The sequence below is a fragment of the Caballeronia humi genome (assembly GCF_001544475.1).
GTDB lineage: Bacteria > Pseudomonadota > Gammaproteobacteria > Burkholderiales > Burkholderiaceae > Caballeronia > Caballeronia humi.
On record NZ_FCNW02000004.1, the window covers coordinates 99,328 to 119,585 of the forward strand.

Annotated in this window: 14 protein-coding genes; 9 read left to right on the forward strand and 5 right to left on the reverse strand. The window is 63.6% G+C overall.

Features of this window, described 5'->3' with window-relative positions; genetic code table 11:
* Positions 1-25 precede the first annotated feature (25 nt).
* The 3 genes from AWB65_RS06785 to AWB65_RS06795 all read left to right on the forward strand — a co-directional run bounded on the left by AWB65_RS06785 (position 26) and on the right by AWB65_RS06795 (position 5,412).
* Positions 26-502, forward strand: a complete 477-nt coding sequence (locus tag AWB65_RS06785) for a nuclear transport factor 2 family protein (RefSeq protein WP_087666413.1) — start codon at positions 26-28, stop codon at positions 500-502.
* Positions 499-2,412 carry an amylo-alpha-1,6-glucosidase gene (locus AWB65_RS06790; protein ID WP_087666414.1) on the forward strand — a complete coding sequence of 638 codons (1,914 nt, stop codon included), beginning with the start codon at positions 499-501 and terminating at the stop codon, positions 2,410-2,412. Before AWB65_RS06785 ends, AWB65_RS06790 begins: the two co-directional genes overlap by 4 nt.
* Positions 2,413-2,685: 273 nt before the next feature.
* A complete protein-coding gene (locus AWB65_RS06795) occupies positions 2,686-5,412 on the forward strand; it encodes an MGH1-like glycoside hydrolase domain-containing protein (protein WP_087666415.1) in 2,727 nt (908 codons plus the stop codon).
* A 21-nt stretch (positions 5,413-5,433) separates the two neighbouring features.
* On the opposite strand, the gene AWB65_RS06800 is transcribed toward AWB65_RS06795, so the two are convergent.
* Positions 5,434-7,746 (reverse strand): FdhF/YdeP family oxidoreductase, encoded by a 2,313-nt coding sequence (locus AWB65_RS06800; RefSeq protein WP_087666560.1) that lies wholly within the window; start codon positions 7,744-7,746, stop codon positions 5,434-5,436.
* A gap of 151 nt (positions 7,747-7,897) precedes the next feature.
* Here AWB65_RS06800 and AWB65_RS06805 point away from each other — a divergent pair, with 151 nt between their 5' ends.
* From AWB65_RS06805 to pdxR, 3 genes are all read left to right on the forward strand, one after another.
* Positions 7,898-9,307: an aminotransferase-like domain-containing protein gene (locus AWB65_RS06805; RefSeq protein WP_087666416.1), complete on the forward strand. Its 1,410-nt coding sequence runs from the start codon at positions 7,898-7,900 to the stop codon at positions 9,305-9,307.
* A gap of 436 nt (positions 9,308-9,743) precedes the next feature.
* A complete protein-coding gene (locus tag AWB65_RS06810) occupies positions 9,744-10,010 on the forward strand; it encodes a helix-turn-helix domain-containing protein (RefSeq protein WP_087666417.1) in 267 nt (88 codons plus the stop codon).
* Between the two features lies 1 nt (position 10,011).
* Positions 10,012-11,463, forward strand: coding sequence for a MocR-like pyridoxine biosynthesis transcription factor PdxR (gene pdxR / locus AWB65_RS06815; protein WP_087666418.1), 1,452 nt, complete (start codon positions 10,012-10,014; stop codon positions 11,461-11,463).
* Positions 11,464-11,469: 6 nt separating this feature from the next.
* On the opposite strand, the gene AWB65_RS06820 is transcribed toward pdxR, so the two are convergent.
* The 3 genes from AWB65_RS06820 to AWB65_RS06830 all read right to left on the reverse strand — a co-directional run bounded on the left by AWB65_RS06820 (position 11,470) and on the right by AWB65_RS06830 (position 15,749).
* Complete coding sequence (locus AWB65_RS06820) at positions 11,470-12,555, reverse strand: TAXI family TRAP transporter solute-binding subunit (protein WP_374729734.1); 1,086 nt, start codon at positions 12,553-12,555, stop codon at positions 11,470-11,472.
* 158 nt (positions 12,556-12,713) lie between these two features.
* Complete coding sequence (locus AWB65_RS06825) at positions 12,714-14,321, reverse strand: zinc ribbon domain-containing protein (RefSeq protein ID WP_087666562.1); 1,608 nt, start codon at positions 14,319-14,321, stop codon at positions 12,714-12,716.
* A gap of 504 nt (positions 14,322-14,825) precedes the next feature.
* Complete coding sequence (locus AWB65_RS06830) at positions 14,826-15,749, reverse strand: dihydrodipicolinate synthase family protein (protein ID WP_087666419.1); 924 nt, start codon at positions 15,747-15,749, stop codon at positions 14,826-14,828.
* A gap of 121 nt (positions 15,750-15,870) precedes the next feature.
* Here AWB65_RS06830 and AWB65_RS06835 point away from each other — a divergent pair, with 121 nt between their 5' ends.
* From AWB65_RS06835 to AWB65_RS06845, 3 genes are all read left to right on the forward strand, one after another.
* A complete protein-coding gene (locus AWB65_RS06835; protein ID WP_087666563.1) occupies positions 15,871-16,821 on the forward strand; it encodes a LysR family transcriptional regulator in 951 nt (316 codons plus the stop codon).
* Between the two features lie 156 nt (positions 16,822-16,977).
* Positions 16,978-18,231, forward strand: a complete 1,254-nt coding sequence (locus AWB65_RS06840) for a sensor histidine kinase (RefSeq protein WP_087666420.1) — start codon at positions 16,978-16,980, stop codon at positions 18,229-18,231.
* Between the two features lie 72 nt (positions 18,232-18,303).
* Positions 18,304-19,920: an alkaline phosphatase D family protein gene (locus AWB65_RS06845; protein WP_087666421.1), complete on the forward strand. Its 1,617-nt coding sequence runs from the start codon at positions 18,304-18,306 to the stop codon at positions 19,918-19,920.
* A 46-nt stretch (positions 19,921-19,966) separates the two neighbouring features.
* Here AWB65_RS06845 and AWB65_RS06850 read toward each other — a convergent pair whose 3' ends face one another.
* Positions 19,967-20,221: a hypothetical protein gene (locus tag AWB65_RS06850; RefSeq protein WP_087666422.1), complete on the reverse strand. Its 255-nt coding sequence runs from the start codon at positions 20,219-20,221 to the stop codon at positions 19,967-19,969.
* Positions 20,222-20,258: the final 37 nt, after the last annotated feature.

Here is a 20,258-nt window from a genome sequence, read left to right on the forward strand (position 1 = left end):
GAACATTTTCGTGAGCTCGATGAATATGGCCAATCCGAACACCGAACTGATCGAGCGCTTCTACCGCGCGTTTCAGGACCTCGACGCCGAAGCGATGGCGGCGTGTTACGCGCACGACATCCGCTTCGAAGACCCGGTGTTCGGCACCCTGCGCGGCCGCGAAGCGGGCGACATGTGGCGCATGCTGCTCGCACGCGCGTCGGACTTTTCTCTGACGTACAGCGACATCAGGGCTTCGGGCCAGACGGCTACCGCGAGCTGCGTCGCGACATATCTGTTTTCGCGCACCAGACGCAAGGTGATCAACGAAATCCACTCGAAGTTTGCGATCCGCGAGGGCCTGATCGTCGAACACACCGATACCTTCGATCTCTGGCGCTGGAGCCGGCAGGCGCTGGGCCTGAAAGGCTGGCTGCTCGGCGGGACGTCGTTCGTACAAGACAAGATCCGCCAGGAAGCGCGCAAAGGTCTGGCCGAATATCGCAGGCAGGCCGCGTCATGACGCGCGTCGAACAGCCTTTTGATCGCGCACGCCTCGAGGACGAATGGCTCGAAGCGGATGGCTTCGGCGGCTTCGCTTCGGGCACGGTCGGCATCATGCGCACACGCCGCTATCACGCGCTGCTGCTCACCGCGACGCAGCCGCCGACGGGCCGCGTCGTGCTCGTGAACGGCGTCGAGGCCTGGCTCGACTTGAACGGCACGCGCTTTCCGCTGACGATGCAGTGCTATGCGCCGGATGTGATCTATCCCGACGGCTCCGCCAGCCTCCTTTCCTTTGACACCAGGCCTTGGCCCACTTGGCGTTTCCGAATCAACGAGCGGTCCGTGGTCATCGCGGAAGTGTTTGTCGCCAAAGAGAGTCGCGAAACAGTATTGAGATGGCGCTTTGAAGGCGCTGACGCACCTGGCTCCGCGACGCTGCACGTACGTCCGCTCCTCTCGTGCCGCGACTATCACTCGATGCATCACGAGAATCCGGCGTTCGGCTTCGACGCGCATGTTGACGGCGAGCGCGTGAGCTGGCGGCCGTACGGCGGCTTGCCTATCGTCGTGGCATCGACGAATGGCGTGTATGTCCATGCGCCCGACTGGTATCGCAATTTCTGCTATGTGCGCGAGCGGGAGCGGGGCCTCGAATTCACCGAGGATCTCGCGACGCCTGGCGTCTTTTCGTTCGACCTGACGCAAGGCGAGGCGGTAATGGTACTGAGTGCCGAGACAGGCACGGCGAGGCCCGTGCGCGACCGCGTAGCCCAACTGGCCGAAAACGAACAGGATCGCCGCGCCGCGCTTGGCTCGCGCCTCCAGCGTTCCGCCGATGCCTACGTTATCGCGCGCGGCGACGGGCACACGATCCTCGCGGGCTTCCCGTGGTTCACCGACTGGGGCCGCGACACGTTCATCTCGATGCGCGGCCTGCTGATCGCACAGGGAAGGCTTCAATACGCCGAATCGATCCTGCTCGAATGGGCCGACATGCTCTCCGACGGCATGCTGCCGAATCGCTTTCCCGACCGCGGCGGAATGCCGGAATACAACTCGGTCGATGCATCGCTGTGGTTCGCGGTGGCCGTGCACGACTACCTCGCGACAGATCACGCGCTCGCCGCGACCCGTAGCCGGTTGCAACGCGCCGTCGACGCCATTCTCGACGGTTACACGCGCGGCACGCGCTTCGGCATCGCGGTCGATGACGACGGCCTTGTGCGCGCCGGTGTGCCGGGCGTGCAACTGACGTGGATGGACGCGAAAGTCGACGGCTGGGTGGTGACTCCGCGCATCGGCAAGCCGGTCGAAGTGCAAGCGCTCTGGATCAATGCGCTGCGCATCGCGTGCGGCTGGAACCCGAACTGGAGCGAACTCGAAGCGCGCGCCCGGCGCTCGTTCGAACAGCGTTTCGTCGATCCGTCGACCGGTGCGCTGTTCGACGTCGTCGATGTGGATCACGAGCCGGGAAAAATCGACCGCTCGATTCGTCCGAACCAGATTTTCGCTGTGGGCGGCTTGCCGTTCGCGTTGCTCAACGGCGCGGCCGCAAATGCCGTGGTCGCTCAAGTCGAAGCGCACCTGCTCACACCGCTTGGGCTGCGCACACTCGCGCCCTCCGACCGGGCTTATCGCGGGCTCTACAGTGGTGGTCTTTTTGAACGCGATTCGGCCTATCACCAGGGCACGGTGTGGCCGTGGCTCATCGGCCCGTTCATCGAAGCGTGGATCAGGCTGCATGGGACGCAAGGCGTGTGCGAGCGCTTCCTCGCGCCGCTCTACGCGCATTTGGATCATGGCGGCCTCGATCACATTTGCGAAGTGGCAGATGGCGACGCACCGCATATGCCCGGCGGCACGCCGTGCCAGGCGTGGTCGCTCGGGGAACTGCTGCGAATGGAGAAGCTGATCGGCAGACGATGACCGATGTGCGTGAGGGGTGCCTGTGTTCATGTGCGTGCCTTGTTCAATCGACGGGGCCGATGTTAGCAATACCGAGCTTTCGGCTGTCCAGCGAAATTTCATCATGGCGGTTATGAGTTTTCATCGATACCCGTTCGCCAGTGTTATGAGCGACACTGCGGCTTCGCTAAGTTTTCCGTTAAGCATTGGTCAAACACGTCACCGGCCAAAAGCGCTAGATTGTGGGTCTTTCCGCGGTGGGAAACCCTGAAGTTCAGTACGAAGGAGATATCCATGCCACCTCTGCGCGCCACCAGCCTTCTCGACACCATCGAAGGTGCCCGGCTCCATTCCAGCGAGTGCGCCCGCTGGCAGCGCTGGGGGCCGTATCTCAGCGAGCGCCAGTGGGGTACCGTCCGCGAGGATTACAGCGAGAACGGCACCGCATGGGACTATTTTCCGCACGATCACGCGCGCAGTCGGGCGTACCGGTGGGGTGAGGACGGCATCGCCGGCTTCGGTGACGATAAATTGAATTGGTGCGTCTCGCTCGCGCTCTGGAATGGCCGCGACCCGATCCTGAAGGAGCGCCTTTTCGGACTCACCAACGCGCAGGGCAACCATGGCGAAGACGTGAAGGAATTGTATTTCTACGTCGACGGCACGCCCACGCATTCGTATATGCGCATGCTCTACAAGTACCCTCAGGGCGCGTATCCGTATGATGACCTGATTCGCGAAAACGCACGTCGCGGTCCCGATCTGCCCGAGTATGAGGTGCTAGACACTGGCGTATTTGATGACAACCGCTACTTCGACGTCCAGGTCGAATACGCGAAGCACACGGCCGACGACATTGTGATGCGCGTGACCGTCGAGAACCGCGCCTCGGACGAAGCCGCGATCGACGTGCTGCCGATCATCTGGGCGCGCAATACGTGGTCGTGGAAGGCTGCGTCGAAGAAGCCGTCGCTGACCATGATGACGAATTCAGAGCCGCACCTCGTCGCGCGGCATGACGGGCACGAGCCGATGATCGTCACGGCATCGGCGAATGGCGCGGACGTGACGTGGCTCTTCTGCGAAAACGAAACCAACGTCAAGCGCCTGTTCAGCATGGACGGCGCGGGCCCGTTCAAGGACGGCTTCAACGACTACATCGTGCAGCACGATCAAGACGCCGTGAGCCGCACGTCGGGCACGCGCGCAGCGGCGCATGTGCATTTGACGCTGGAAGCGCACGGCCGCGCAATCGTGGTGATGCGCTGGCGGCCGGAGTCGGCGCCGGACGTCGTGCCGCTCGATATCGACACGCTTTTTGCGCGCCGCATCGCGGAGGCCGACGCGTTCTACGCGGCACTGCAAGCCGATATTGACAATGCCGACGCACGCCTCGTCCAAAGGCAAGCGCTCGCGGGTATGTTGTGGTCGAAGCAGTACTACCAGTTCGACGTCACACGTTGGATGGACGGCGATCCCGCGCAACCGAAGCCGCCCAAGGGCCGCCGGCATGGGCGTAACGCCGATTGGCGGCATCTGTGCAACGCGGACATCGTGTCGATGCCCGATAAGTGGGAATACCCGTGGTACGCATCATGGGATCTCGCGTTTCACGCGGCGGCGTTCGCGCTGATCGATCCGGCGTTCGCAAAGCGTCAGTTGCTGCTGCTGGTGAAGGACCGCTATCAACATCCGAACGGCCAGTTGCCGGCTTACGAATGGGCGTTCAGCGACGCCAATCCACCAGTGCATGCGTGGGCCACGTGGCGTGTCTACGAAATCGATCGTGCGATCACCGGAAAAGGCGATCGCGACTTCCTTGAACTGGTGTTCCACAAGTTGCTGCTTAACTTCTCGTGGTGGGTCAACCGCAAGGACGCCGACGGTCACAACATTTTCCAAGGCGGTTTCCTGGGCCTGGACAACGTCGGCATCTTCGACCGTTCGTCGCCGCTACCGACAGGTGGCCACATCGATCAAGCCGACGGCACCGCGTGGATGGCGGCCTACGCGCTCGACCTGATGCGTATCGCGCTCGAACTTGCCTACGCAAACCATGTCTTCGTCGATATCGCTGTGAAGTTTTTCGAGCATTTCCTGTACATCGCGGAAGCAGTCAGTTGCGAGGACGGCTGCGACACCGGACTATGGGACACGCCGGACGAATTCTTCTACGACAAACTGCGCCTGCCTGACGGCACGAATTATCCGTTGCGCATCCGCTCGATCGTCGGGCTGATTCCGCTCTTCGCCGTTCATGTGCTGGAGCAGAGCGTCCATGGCGATCTACCGGGGCTGCGCGACCGCCTCGTGTGGTTCCTCGAACATCGGCCAGATCTCGCGCGGCTCGTGTCTCGGTGGAATCAACCGGGCAAAGGCAATAGCCTCCTGCTGTCGCTGTTGCGCGGGCATCGGATGAAGGCGCTGCTCAAGCGCATGCTGGACGAATCGGAATTTCTGTCGGCGCACGGCGTGCGGGCGTTGTCGCGGGTACATCGCGACGAGCCGTTCGTGTTCCACCACAACGGCGACAGCTTCTGCGTGCGGTATCTGCCGGCTGAATCGAATTCGCGCGTGTTCGGCGGGAACTCGAATTGGCGCGGTCCGGTGTGGATGCCGGTCAACTATTTGCTGATCGAATCGCTGTACGAATTCCATCGCTACTACGGCGACGAGTTTCGCGTCGAGTATCCGACCGGGTCGGGCACGACGCTCTCGCTCTCCGAAATCGCCGATGAACTCGCGCGCCGTGTCACCACGCTATTCCTGCTCGACAAGAACGGCGAGCGCCCGGTGATGGCTGCCTATCCGCTGCTTCAGGCCGACGCGCGTTCACGCGATCTCGTGCTGTTCCACGAATACTTCCACGGCGACAACGGCCGTGGCGTCGGAGCATCGCATCAGACCGGCTGGACGGGGCTCGTCGCGCTATTGCTGCAGCCGCGCGAGGCCGGGCCGTCGGGCGTGGTGCCGGTTCCGGGCGATGTCGAGGAGCAGAAGGAACTCGCGCCGGCGAAGTAAGGAGGTTCCCGCTTTGCTTGTTCAAGCCGCCAGTACCTCCAGCGCCCTCGTCAACAGCACCGGAATTGATTTCGAAGTCGGCGTGCCGGCTCCATCTGCAATGGAGGAAAGCGGCACGAGCGGATTCGTTTCCGGGTAGTACGCTCCGAGGCAGCCGCGGGGAATGTCGTACTCGACGAGTAAAAACCCGTCGACGCGCCGCTCGATGCCATCGTCCCACACGCTCGTGATGTCCACGCGCTCGCCGGGTTCGAAGCCGAGTATGTCGATGTCCTCGCGGTTCGCGAACAGCACGCGCCGCTGGCCGTAGACGCCGCGATAGCGATCGTCGAGACCGTAGATCGTCGTGTTGTATTGATCGTGGGAGCGTGTCGTCATCAATGTGAGGAGGCGTTCGCCGTGCTGCGCGCGTGCCCGATGGATCGGCGTATCAACGGAAATCGCATGCACGAGGAATTGCGCCTTGCCGCTTGGCGTCTTCCAGACGCGATCGCGTGACGCCACACCCAAATGGAACCCGCCAGGATGCTTCAGCCTTTCGTTGTAGTCGTGAAAACCGTCAATCACCTGCGCAATGCCGTCGCGGATCAGCGCGTAGTCGTTGGCGTGGGAGAGCCAGTCGACCTTGCCGCTGCCGAGCGTCGCGTGCGCCATCCCCGCGACGATCGCGATTTCCGACAGCAGATTCGGCGAAGCAGGCTTGTTCATGCCGTACGAAATATGAACCATGCTCATCGAATCCTCGACGCTCACGCCTTGCGCCACGCCGCGCTGCCAGTCGATCTCAGTGCGTCCGAGCGTCGGCAGGATCAGCGCGTCGCGACCGTGGACGAGATGGCTGCGGTTCAGTTTCGTCGTGATGTGAACGGTCAGGTCGCACGCGCGCATCGCTTGCCAGGAGCGCGGCGTGTCGGGCGTCGCGATCGAGAAATTGCCGCCCAAGCCGATGAATACCTTAACGCGGCCGTCGAGCATCGCCTGGATCGTGTTGACGACGTCGAGTCCGTGTTCGCGCGGCGGCTCGAAATCGTAGACCTCGCCGAGGCGGTCGAGAAATTCCTGCGTCGGCTGTTCCTCGATACCCACCGTCCGGTCGCCCTGAACATTCGAATGCCCACGCACCGGGCACAGCCCGGCGCCGCGCCGGCCGATATTGCCGCGCATCATCATCAGGTTCGACAGGATCTGCACCGTCGGCACGGAGTTCTTGTGCTGCGTGAGGCCCATGCCCCACGTCGCGATGACAGCACGCCCCTTCGCGTAGATATCAGCGAGTTGCAGGATGTCGTCCATCGGCACACCCGACTCCGCGACGATCGACGCCCAGTTTTCGGCGCGCAGGTCGGCGGCGAAGGCGTCGAACCCGACGGTATGTTCGGCGATGAACTCTACGTCGAGCACGCGTTCGGTACCGGTCAGCAAGGCGGCGTCGTCGAGTTCGATCACGCGCTTGGCGACTCCCTTGATCAGCGCAAAATCGCCGCCGACTTTCGGCCGGATGAACACGGAACTGATCTTCGTACTGCCCATCGTGAGCATTTCGACCGGGTGCTGTGGACTAGCGAAGCGCTCAAGCCCGCGCTCCTTGAGCGGATTGATCGAGACGATCGTCGCGCCGCGTTTCGCGCACTCGCGCAGTTCGCCGAGCATGCGCGGGTGGTTCGTCGCTGGATTCTGGCCGAAGAGGAGCAGGGTGTCGGCGTGCTCGAAATCGTCGAGCGTGACCGTGCCCTTGCCGACGCCTACCGTGTGCGGCAGGCCGCGGCTCGTCGCTTCGTGGCACATGTTCGAGCAGTCAGGGAAGTTGTTCGTGCCAAACATTCTCACGAACAATTGATACAGAAACGCCGCTTCGTTGCTCGCGCGGCCAGAGGTGTAGAAGGCGGCGTGGTCGGGATCGTCGAGCGCGTTGAGATGGCGGGCGATCAACGCGAACGCGTCGTCCCAGGCGATCGGCACATAGCGATCGCTCAGGGCGTCGTAGAGCAGCGGATCGGTCAGCCGGCCGTGCTGCTCCAGTTCGAAGTCCGATTGCGCCATCAATTCCGAAACCGTGTGCTGCGCGAAGAACGCGGGCGTCACGCGCTTGCTCGTCGCTTCGGCGGCCACTGCCTTCACGCCGTTCTCACAGAACTCGAACGTCGATGCATGCTCGCGATCCGGCCACGCGCAGCCCGGGCAATCGAAACCGTCCGGCTGGTTTTGGGAAAACAACGTGCGGTAGTTGCCGCCCGTCACCTTTTCCTTGATGAGGTTGATCGCGACATACTTGAGCGCGCCCCAGCCAGCCGCCGGGTGGGTATAGGGTTCGATGCGAGCTTCTGTTTTTTTCATGATCTTGAGGCCGGGATCAGGCGAAATAGCCAATGGATTCAAGACTACTGTGTTCCGAAATTCCCGCGGCGCACAGAAATCCGCAAAACCGAGGGATACAGTTCGTTGATATTTGTCATAGACTGGCGTTATCCCGAGTACGCGAGAAACCTTGAATCTCTACGAAAAGCTTGCCAACGAAATCGAGGAAGCCGTACAGCGCGGCGTGTTCGCGCCCGGCGAGCGGATCGCATCAGTGCGCCATGCGAGCCAGCAGCACGGCGTGAGCATCAAGACGGTGCTGCATGCCTATGCGCTACTAGAGAGCCGGGGCATCGTCGAGACGCGACCGCAGTCGGGCTACTTCGTTCGCGAACTCGCCGCGCCGCGTGCTGCTGGGAAGAAAGCGCAGACGAGCGCGGTCGCGTCGGAGGTCGATGTGAGCCGGCTCGTGCTTTCCACGTTGCGCAGCATCCGCGCGAACGACGCCGTGCCGCTCGGCTCGCCGTATCCCGATCCGACGCTTTTTCCCTGGCGCCGTATCAACCAATACGCGAACGCGATCGCGCGACGCCACGCGAGCTGGAACCTGATCGACGACCTGCCGCCAGGCAATCCCCAACTGATTCGCCAGATCGCGCGCCGCTATGCCGAGAACGGCGTGCCGGTCGATCCGGACGAGATCATCATCACTGTCGGCGCGACCGAAGCGATCAACCTGAGCCTGCAGGCGGTCGCGAAGCCGGGCGATACGGTGGCCGTCGAGTCGCCGACCTACTACGCGATGCTCCACGCGATCGAGCGCCTCGGCATGCGCGCGATCGAAGTGCCGACGCATCCCGCCGACGGCATCGATATCGACATGCTCGCGCAGATCATCGAAAAGCAGGCGATCGCCGCCTGCATGGTGATGCCGAATTTTCAGAATCCTCTTGGTTTTCAGATGCCGGATGCGAGAAAGGAGCGGCTCGTCGCGCTGCTCGCCGCGCACGAGATTCCGGTGATCGAAAACGATGTCTATCAGGAGCTCTATTTCGGCGAGACGCGGCCTTCGACGCTCAAGAATTTCGATGCGAAGGGCCTGGTGCTGCATTGCGCGTCGTTTTCGAAGAGCCTGACGGCGTCCTATCGGATCGGCTGGGCGATGCCGGGGCGCTATCGCGCGCAGGTCGAAAAGCTCAAGTTCCTCAACACACTTACGACGCCTTCGGTGCCGCAAGTCGCGGTCGCGGATTATCTGCGACAGGACGGCTACGACCGCCATCTGCGGCAGGTGCGCAAGGCGTATCGCCAGCAGGCGCGCATCATGAGCGCGATGGTGTTGCGCTTTTTTCCGGCGGGCACGCGTGTTTCGTCGCCGCAGGGCGGATATGTGCTGTGGGTGGAATTGCCCGAACGCGTCGATTCAATGCGGCTTTATCAGGCGGCGCTCGGGCATGGCATCACGATCGGCCCCGGCATGATGTTTTCGACGAAAAATGACTTTCGCCACTTTATCCGGCTGAACTACAGCTATCCGTGGACGTCGCAGACGGAAAGCGCGCTGCGGACGCTCGGTGAGTTGGTGGCGCAGATGGCTTGAGCGACTTCGTTGCAAGGGGCGGGAGCAAAGCGCATGGGATCAGATTAAGGCGCTAGCGCGCCGGCTGCGGCCAACAGCGCCTGCCCCCGGTTGACAGCAAGTTCGTTGCACGGGAGAAGCAAGCATTGAAGCGACTGCAACTTTGTGTATAGGGCCGAAGCATGCGCTAAAGCGCTAACCTCCGGCCGACCGCACTTCGTTGCTAGGGCCAAAGTAAGGCTCGCATGGCTGAAGGCAAGCGCCAAAGCACCAACTTGGCCGACGGCAACTTCGTTGCATGGGGCCGAATTTGGGGCGCATTGGACCAAAGTAAGGCGTCGAGGCCGACCGCAACTTCGTCGCATGAAAGTGGAATAAGCGCATGGGGCCAGACTGAGACTCAAGCGCCAACTCCAATCAACGGCGCTAACTCCAGACGACAAAGGAACCGATCCGAATGACCGAAGAAATCGATCCAGCCCTCGCCGCCTTGCTCTCACAACTCTGGCGCGCGGAACGAGAAAAGCCCAACGACGCCTGGTCGCTAGCAAAGCTCTCGAAGCAAGCCAACCTGCCGATGAGCGCGCTGCGCCGGCAACTCACCGCGCTCGCCGATGGCGGAATCGTCGAGACGACGTTCAGCGAGGAGGGCACCGGCACCGCGCGCCTGACCGACATGGGCAAAATCCTCTGCTCGCAGATTTTCGGCGGACCGCCTCACTGAAATGGATATCCACGTCACGCTGGAAGGCAGGCGCGATCTCACTGGCCAGATTTACCGGCAGTTACGCGCGGGCATCATCGAAGGGCGGCTCGCCGCTAACGCGCGACTGCCGTCCACGCGCGATCTCGCCACGCAACTCGGCGTATCCCGAAAAACGACGCTCGACGTCTTCGAGCGCCTGATCGCCGAAGGCTTCCTGACGACGCGCGCCGGCGACGGCACGTTCGTCGCCGAAGGACTCACGCGCCTGCCGACCGCGCCAAAAGAGCCATCGTCGGCGAAGGCGCGCGCGGCCGGGATCTGGAGCGCGATGCCACAGGATATGTCGATTCCGCTGCCAGTTTCGGGCCCCGCGTTCGCCTACGACTTCAAGGGCGGCGTCACCGACAAGACGCTTTTCCCGTGGGACGTCTGGCGCCGCTGCATCAACCAGGGGCTGCGCACGCAGCAGCGCGCGGGCAGCGGCGTGGGCGGGTATCGCGAGCCGGGCGGCGAGCAGGAGTTGCGGCTCGGCATCGCGCGCTATCTGGCGTTCAGTCGCGCGGTGGTGTGCAACTGGCAGGACGTCGTCGTGACGCAGGGTGCGCAGCAGGCGCTCGATCTGCTCGCGCGCGTCGTGCTGCAGCCGGGCGATACCGTCGCGCTGGAAGAGCCGGGCTATCCGCCGGCGCGCGCGCTCTTCGCCGCGCTCGGCGCGAAAATCGCGCACGTGCCGGTGGATCGCGAGGGGATCGTAGTCGAGCGGCTGCCGAGGAACACGCGGCTCGTCTACGTGACGCCGTCGCATCAGTTTCCGCTCGGCATGCCGATGAGCCTCGATCGACGCATCGAATTGCTGGAATGGGCGAAGCGGCGCCAGGCCGTGATCGTGGAGGACGATTACGACGGCGAGTTTCGTTTCGAGGGGCGGCCGGTGGAATCGTTGAAAAGCCTGGACCGCGCGGGTCTCGTGGCCTACGTCGGCACGTTTTCGAAGACGATTTTCCCCGACTTGCGGATCGGCTACGTGGTGCCGCCGGCATCGCTGTCGGAACCGCTCTGGACGGCCAAGCGCACCGGCGACTGGCACAGTTGCATGCTGACGCAGACGGCGCTCGGCACCTTCATGCTCAACGGGGAGTTCGCGAAACACCTGCGCCGAATGCACAAGGCGTATGCGGAACGGCGGGCAACACTGATCGGTCTGCTGACGGGCGAACTCGCCGATTCGTTCGAACCGATGCCCGCGACGGCCGGAATCCATCTCGTCGCGCGTTTAGCCGCGCCGTGGCAGGAAGACGACGTCGTGAACGCCGCGCACGGCGTGTCGGTCGGAATTTACGGTATCGGCGGGTTTTATGCGGGAGAACGTCGCGAGCAGGGCGTGCTGATCGGCTACGGCGGCGCGAACGTCGAAACGATTCGCGCCGGCTTTAGCCGATTGGCCGAGTTGATGCCGGCGCTCAGGCGCTAAACCACCTCAGTCACACAGCATCAGCACCTTCTCTTGCGCCGTACAAGCCTGCTTGCGCACGCGCTGCGTCGTATCCGCCTGCTGGCGCGCCGCGCTCTTCGGCGCCGCATCGGCGGCAGCGGCGGCCGTCCTGTGCGCGATGCAGGAACGCAGCCGCTTTTCCATCGGCGGATAGTATTTCCAGCCGCGTCCGAGCGCAGGCAATTCGAGATGCACCTGTTTCCACTTCGGATGGCCGTTGGCCTGCAAATTGTCGAAATTCGTGCACAGCGAATCAGCAAACTTCGTCAGCGTGCCGACCGTGCCCTTCAGCCCATAGTCGTAGGTCACGAGGAACGCTTTCACGGTCAGCGTCGGCGTTTCTTCCTGAATCCAGTTCGGATAGCTCGTCGTGCGGATCGTCGCGGGGAAGTAGGTTTGCTTCGCGCGCGCGGTTTCGGGTGCGCTCGGATCGAGGCGCAGCAGCTTGATCTGCTGCAGGAGTTCCGGGTTCATGTCCTGAAAAAGCTTCGCGGGCTGGCCGGCCACGACGATCGCCACGTCGATCTTGCGCACGATCAGCTTCGCGAGCGCGTCTTCGTTGCTGAAGTGCTGCGCGTTCTGCTCGGGGATCGGCTCGCCGAACATCAGCCGGTAAAGCGTCGCCGCCGACTGTGCCGTACCGCTGCCGATCAGCCCGACGCTAATGTTCTTGTCCTTGATTTCATGGATGTATTTGAGCGGCGAATCCGAGCGCACGACGAAATAGATCTCCTCGTCGTAGAGCGGCATGATGAGCCGAAGCGGCTGGATGATCTTGCCGGCATCGGCGTTGCCGGAGGTCGCCATGTCGACATAGGCCTGATACACGTCCGACTGCACGAGCGCGAACTTCACGTTCGGTTCATAGCGCATGCGCTGGACGTTCTCCGCCGATCCCTTGGAGGCCAGCACTTCAAGGTCGATACCGGCCGGGTCGGCGACCCATTTCGACAAATCCTGGCCGATCTGGATATACGTGCCGCGCTCGGGGCCGGTCACGATCTTGTAGGCGACGTCGGCGGCGAGCGCCTGGCCCACGCCATTGAGGCCGCACAGGACAAGGAACGCCATTGCCCAGCGCATGATTTTCGACGAGACCATGTTTTACCCTTTGTGTCGGAGTTGGACGGGTGTTACGAAACTCGCGCGACGAGGCGCGGCGCGTTCGGTGCGGCGCTCACGTCTCAAATGGCCGGACCCCACGTTCCGGCGGCCCTCGTGGCGATGGTTCAGCGCGCGGCTTTCGGCATCGAATCGCCGCCGCTCCAGCCAAACTGCTTGATCGCGCGCTCGATGTCGTCGGCGTTGCCGGTCGTCGGCACATCCGTCGCCGATGCGCCGTAAGTCGCCGCGGCACGGGCCGGCGTGGTGGCGGCTACGGCGGTCGGGGTGGCTCGTGCCGGCACCGGCGCCTGCGCGCTGCTGTATGACGGCGCTTTCGTCGCCACGGGCGCGGGAGCGGGCGCAGTGACGGCGGTAGTAACGACGGCGGGCGGCGGCGTCATCGCAGCCGCGGTCGACGTGATTCTGGTGCTCGGCGTCGTGGGCGTCGTGGTAGCGGCTGGCGTCGCGGGATGGGCGCTCGCGGTCGAGGGCGACGTGGAAAGCATCGGCGGCGAGATGGCCGGGGCCGGCATCACCTTGACGCTGTTCGTCGACGAATCGGTTGCGGGTGCGCTGCGGGCGTATGCCGACGAGCGCCGGCTTTCGCGGGCCGTCGCGCGCGTTTCGGCGGGCTGCGCCGCTGCAACCGATGGCTTCGGCGGCGCCGCAGCAGGCTTCGCAGTCGCGACTTTCGCTTGGGGAGCAGGCGCGGGGGCGGGCGCAAATACCGCAGACGGAGCGGGCGGTGCTGCCGAGGGAATCGCCGACATGATGGCGTCAGTCGCAGATACCACAGGCGTAGTCGTAGCGACGGCCGGCGCAGGAGCCGGTGCCGGAGCCGCTTTCTTCTTGAGCGCAGCAATCGGCGGCGTTCCCGCAAGCCAGCCCGCGTGCGAGATGACGCGCTCGAGCATCGCCTGCGATTCGGTGTTGCTGCCGTCGATCGCCAGCGCTTCGCCCGCGTTCTGCTGCACGCACGCCCACGCGGACGTCTTCTCGCACGCCCGCGCGAGTTGCAGCGCGGCGTCGCGTTCGAGTTCGTGCTGCGCGAGTTCATCCTTGAGACGCTGCACGTCGGGCCGCGACTGCAACGACGGCGAAATCCCCTTCAGCCGGGTGCGCGCCGCCGTGAGGTCGTGCTGCTCCATCGCGCCGCGCGCGGCCAGCACGGCATCGCCGGTGGAAAGCGGCCGGTTCTCCGTGGGCACTACCTTGTCGATGGCAGCCGCCACGGCTGGCGGCAATGAAACCGGCGGCGAGTCGCTCTGGACATAGCCACCCGATTTCGAATCGATGGAACCTGACGCGCTGTGTTGCGTCGACGGCGCCGCCGGTTCTTCGTCGGTACTGTCGTGCATCAGGTAAGCGACACCGCCCGCGATCAGCCCGGCCGCGCACACGGCGGCGATCGCCGTCTTGCGACGACTCCATCCTTCGGATTCGGGGAGGACATCGGGATCGGCGTCGAACTCGGGCTGCGGTCGACTATCCGCCTTGACCGGCGCGGCCCAGTCGGGCGCCGCCGCTTCAGAAGCAAGCGGCGCTGAAGCCGATGCCATCGAAAACATGCCGGACGGCTCTTTCACGCGCTCTTTCGTGCGTTCCTCGCCGAACGCGGCAGCGCGGTCGGCGCCGCAATTCGGGCAACTGTCGGCGTTCTTGCGCAACGTGCTGCCGCAGCGCTGGCAGACGACGGAGAACATGGATGCAGGAAAGGTAAGACGGGTAGTCATGCTGAAGCCCTCGAAGGACATGTGCTTATTTCCATGCCGCCATGCATGCGGAAAGCGGGTCGTCGCCACGCTTTCTCGCGAGCAGCAATCCTTCGTTCTCCCCATGCGCCACGTGCACTGACAGTGGGAAGCGACAGGTCAAATATGTGTCAACTCGTAAAGGACGTCAATCACGGTTCGTACTGATGGACGGCAAAAAGCCGTGTTAAAGGACTACATCAAAAGGGGGTGTCGTCGAGCGCTTCTCCGACCATAACGTCAGCTGAAACAGTCGCTGCGATCAGTCCAAAAACGCCGCACTTCTGTCGGATTCATGCTTTCCAACATATTGAGCGCCGAGCGCCGGCTTTGAACCGCCAATTTCCAGCTTTAAAAAGACAAGGCCGCATTCGTTTCGATGCGGTAGCGGACGGGGGGTAGTGAGGGGACGCAATGCTAAAAAGAACTGTGCGACAGCGAACCGACCGCGGCCGGTTCGCATCGCCAGAAAAACGGGATGAGGGTTTACTTGCCCCAACGCAAGATAAGCGGATCGAGGCGACGCGCGACTTTCAGCAAGCCCTCGCGCACGGCCGGATGCATCGGCGCGAGCGGATGGCGCACGGCCTCCGAGCGGATCACGCCGCCTTCCTTCATCAGCGCCTTGCAGGCGGCAAGCCCGCACTGACGATTTTCATAGTTGATGAGCGGAAGCCATTGCTGATAGAGCAAGGCGGCTTTCTCGCTATCTCCGGCGAAATATGCATCGACGATCTGGCGGATGCCGTCCGGATAACCGCCGCCCGTCATCGCGCCGGTCGCGCCCGCATCGAAATCGGGGATCAGCGTGATCGCTTCCTCGCCGTCCCAGGGGCCGACGATCGCGTCGCCGCCCAGTTCGATCAGCTCGCGCAGTTTCGACGCCGCCTGCGCCGTCTCTATCTTGAAATACGACACGTTCGCGATGTCCTTCGCCAGCTTCGCGAGGAACGCGGCCGAGAGCGGCGTGCCGGCGACAGGCGCGTCCTGGATCATGATCGGGATGTCGATCGCGTCCGACACGCGGCTGTAGAACTCGTGGATACCGCGCTCGCCGACGCGAATCGTCGCGCCGTGATACGGCGGCATGATCATGACCATCGCGGCGCCCGCGTCCTGCGCGGCGCGGCTGCGCTCGGCGCAGATGTGCGTGCTGAAATGCGTCGTCGTGACGATCACCGGGACGCGTCCCGCGACGTGGTCCAGCACCGTTTTCTGCACGGCGCTGCGTTCGTCGTCGGTGAGCGCGAACTGCTCGGAGAAGTTCGCGAGGATGCAGATACCGTCCGATCCGGCGTCGATCATGAAATCGATCGCACGCTTCTGGCCTTCGAGATCGAGGCGGCCTGCGTCGTCGAAAATGGTCGGAGCGACCGGGAACACGCCGCGATAGGGTTGCGCTTGGGCCATGGCGCTCGTCTCCTTGATGTTGGTGTGCGCCGACTATACGACCGTGCGGGCCGCGCTGTATAGTGAATCCTTTCCATCGCGTGATCGCTTTTACGACTCACACCGCGCACAGGTCAGGCTCATGAAAACCACGCTCGACGTCCTCATGACGCGGCTGCGCATGAAGCAGCTTCAACTGCTGATCGCACTCGACGACCACAAGTCGCTTCACAAGGCATCGAGCGCGATGGCGATGACGCAATCCGCCGCCAGCAAGGCGCTCGCCGAACTCGAAGCGATGCTCGAAGCGCCGCTCTTCGAGCGCGCGAAGAGCGGTTTGACGCCGAATCCGTTCGGGCGCTGCGTGATCCGCTACGCGCGCGTGCTCGCGACCGATCTCGCGTCGCTCTGTCAGGAAGTGGCCGACATGCGCGCGGGCACGGGCGGGCGGCTCGCGATCGGCGCGATCATGGGCGCGGTTCCGGACGTCGTCGCACCGGCCGCGAACGAACTGCACGCGAGCCATCCGGGCTTGTCGATCGAAATCGTCGAGGACACGAGCGCGCGCATGCTCACCCTGCTCGACGACGGCCATCTCGACCTCGTGATCGGCCGCGCGAGCGTGTCGGAACAGCCGTCGAAATATCACTATCAGCCGCTTTACGACGAGCCGCTGTCGGTGGTCGTCGCGCACAATCACCCGGCGGTGGAGGACGACGCGCTGACGCTCGCCGATCTGGCCGGGCATCGCTGGATCACGTACCCGAGCGCGATGCCGATGAACGCGCTGCTCGCTCGCGAACTCGATCTGGCCGGTTTGCCGATGCCCGCCAATCCGCTTTCGACCGCTTCCACGTTCGCGACCGTCGCGTTGCTGCAGCACGGCTCCGATCTCGTGTCGATCCTGCCGACCGACGTCGCGCAGTTGTTCGCCGAACACGCTATGCTCCGCATCCTGCCGGTGAAGCTGAAATCGAAGTCGCAGACCTTCGGGATCGTGACGCGCAAGGGCGGGGCGCTGTCGCCATCGGCGACGCAGTTTGTGCAGTTGCTGCGCGACCGAAGCCGGCTGGCGAAGGCTGCCGTCATTTAAGGAACCGTTTAAGGTGCCTTTGTCGGGTTTAGTTGATCCGCAATTGTGTCGGCCTATACTTTTGGTTCGCGCCCGGCACGCCGTCACAAAAAGTTCGCGCGGACCCTCAATGATCATCAACGGGCGCCCACGCGCCATAGCGAGCGGGAATCGGTTATGAGTGACACCTCTGCCGGCGGGCTTGACGGCCTCGTCGCAACGCTGCGGGCGCAGCAGACGACGCTCACCGAACGGTGGATGAAGCTCGTATTCGGCGACCTCGACGTTGAACATTCCGACCAGCTCACGTATCGACAGCTCGCGGATCATCTACCTAGCATTTTCGAAGAAATCTGCATCGTGCTGGAGCGGCGCAACCTGCGCGAACAGGAAGTCGCGATCGAGCGCAATGCGCGCCAGCACGGCCAGTGGCGCTGGCAACAGGGCTACCGGATCGACGAACTCGTGCGCGAACTCGACCTCTTCCGGCAGGTGCTGCACGCCGCCATCGGCGAATACGCGCACGAGCACGCGGACTTCGAGCGCGCGTCGGAAGAGCATGCGCGGCTCATGACTGATGAAATCGTCAGTTTCGTGACGCTCGCGTCGATTCGCGAGGCGGTCAGCGAACGCGACCGCAAGATCGACGAATACACCGGCATGCTGGAGCGCGCGAATCACGAACTGACGCTGCGCCAGCGGCTGATCGGCGATCTATACGAGTCGCGGATGCAGGTGACGCGGCGCGTCTCCCACGACTTGCGCAATTTTCTGAACGTGTTCTCGACGGCGTTGCAGCTCGTCGGCCGCTCGCCCGCGAAGAAGGACACCGCGCTCGCGCTCGCGAACCGGCAAGTCGCCGACATGGCGCTGCTCGTCGACGAGATGGTGGAATATTCGAAGGTGCTCGGCGACGATTCGGCGCTGACCGTCGAGCCGTTCGAGCTTCCCGCCCTTTACGACGAACTGGTGCAGGCGAGCCACGGCGCCACCGAGGCGAAGGGTTTGAAGTTCTCGGGCCACATCGATCCGGCGCTCGGCATCGTCACCTCGAACCGGCTGAAGGTGAAGCAGGTGGCGTACAACCTGCTGTCGAACGCGATCAAGTACACGGCGTCCGGCGAGGTCGGGCTGTCGATGCTCGCGGCGGGCGAGGGCCTGTGGAAGCTGCGCGTGTCGGATACGGGCGTGGGCATCGGCGTGGCCGACCACGAGCGCGTGTTCGAAGAGTTCGAGCGCGCCGCCACCGACGATATCCCCGGCACCGGCCTGGGGCTCGCGATCGTGAAGGAGTTGTCGCGCGCGCTGAAGGGCGAATTGCGGTTCCAGTCGTACAAGGGCAGTGGAAGCGTGTTCGAGGTCACGTTTCCGGTGACGCTTGCGGTCGACGGCGAGGCGAATGCACCGGATGCCTCGCCCGGCGCGATCTGAAACAAAACCGACATCGTTTGCCTCTACCATCGACAACCTCGTGAAAACGCCAATCATCCGGGGAAACTTGTCATGTCAGAGCACGTCGTCAGGCCGTCGCGCCGCCTTGTTCTCAAAAGTCTTGCAAGCGGCGCGGGGCTTGCGCTCGCGGGCTCGCGCATCGGCGACGTGCTCGCGCAGGGCACCGCGCCCGCGGCCGTGACGTCGAACCGGCTGCGGCCGCTCGTGCCGAGCGGCGTGATGAGCGGCGACGTCACCGCGACGAGCGGCATCGTCTGGAGCCGCGCGGACCGGCCGTCGCGGATGATCGTCGAATATTCGATGAGCGAAAGCTTCAAGAGCTTCGAGCGCCGCATCGGGCCCGCCGCGCTCGAAAGCAGCGACTTCACCGCGCGCATGGACCTGACGGGCCTGCCACCGGGCGCCGACGTGTTCTATCGCGTGCGCTTCCAGGACCTCGTCAACGACAAGGCGTTCAGCGAACCGGTTACAGGACGCCTGCGCACCGCCACGCTGAGCGCCGACCGCCCGGTCACATTCGTCTTTTCCGGCGACGAAGCGGGGCAGGGCTGGGGCATCAACGAGCGCTTCGGCGGCTACCGCATCTACGAAGCGATGCGTCGCGAGTCGCCCGATTTCTTCATCCACTCGGGCGACCAGATCTACGCGGACAACCCGATCCAGGCCGAAGTCAAGCTGCCCGACGGCTCGCTGTGGAACAATGTCGTGACCGAGGCGAAGTCGCACGTCGCGCAAACGCTCGACGATTATCGCGGCGCCTTCTCCTACAACCATCTCGATGCGAACAAGCGCCGCTTCATGGCGGAAGTGCCGTTTCTCGTCCAGTGGGACGACCACGAAGTGCGCAACAACTGGTATCCGGGCCAGCAGATCGGGCCAGAGGAAAAGCGCTACCAGACGCGCGCCATCTCGCTGCTCGCCGCGCGCGCGAAGCAGGCGATGTTCGAATACAACCCGTTTCGCATCAATCAGCTCGATCCCGAGCAGGTGTATCGCGGTTTCCAGTTCGGGCCGCTGCTCGACGTGTTCATGCTCGACGAGCGCTCGTATCGCGGGCCGAATTCGCCAAACCGTCAGACCAAGCTCGACACCGACTCGCAGTTTCTCGGGCCGCAGCAGGCCGCATGGCTCAAGCAGTCGCTGAAGGCATCGAAGGCGGCGTGGAAGGTGATCGCGAGCGATATGCCGATTTCGCTCGTCGTCCCCGATGGCAATCCGGACGTGCCGAAGGGCACCTACGAAGCGTGGGCCAACGCGGACGATGGCGCCCCGTCCGGCCGAGAGCTGGAACTGATGGACATCCTGCGCTTCATCAAACGCGAGAACATTGCGAACGTCGTGTGGGTCACGGCCGACGTGCACTACGCGCAGGCGACGTATTACGATCCGTCGCGCGCGAAGTTTTCGGAATTCAAGCCGTTCTGGGAATTCGTCGGCGGGCCGATCAACGCGGGCACGTTCGGCCCGAACGAGCTCGACATGACGTTTGGCCCCGAACTGCGCTACGTGAGCATCCCGAAGGACAATCCGCAGAATCAGTCGCCGGCTGCGCGGCAGCAGTACTACGGCCGCGCAAAAATCGATCCGGCGAGCCGCGCGATGACCGTCTCGCTGCACGATCTCGACGGCAAGTCGCTCTGGGAGGTGAAGCTCGATCCCGAAGCGTGAGTCTGGTGGCGCATCGGTTTGAAGCCGAAGCGCCACTCCATCGCGCTTACTGCCCGAAGAACGTATCGCACGACGCCGGCGCGCTGCAACTCCCCTGACGATACCCCGACGCAGCCATGCTTTTGCTGTCCTGCGCGCCGCCATAAGACGTCCAGTCGTCGGACGAAAGCGGGCGCGGTGCTTCGACGGTCTTTTCCTGCGCGCCCGCGAGCGCATCGTCCTGAGCTTCCTGCGCATAGCCCGCGCCCGTGACGGCGCACAGGGCGACGGCGGTCGCAGCGATCAACAGTCTTGCTTTCATGTCCAGCTCCTTGGTTTGCTTTAGTGGATGTGCCGCT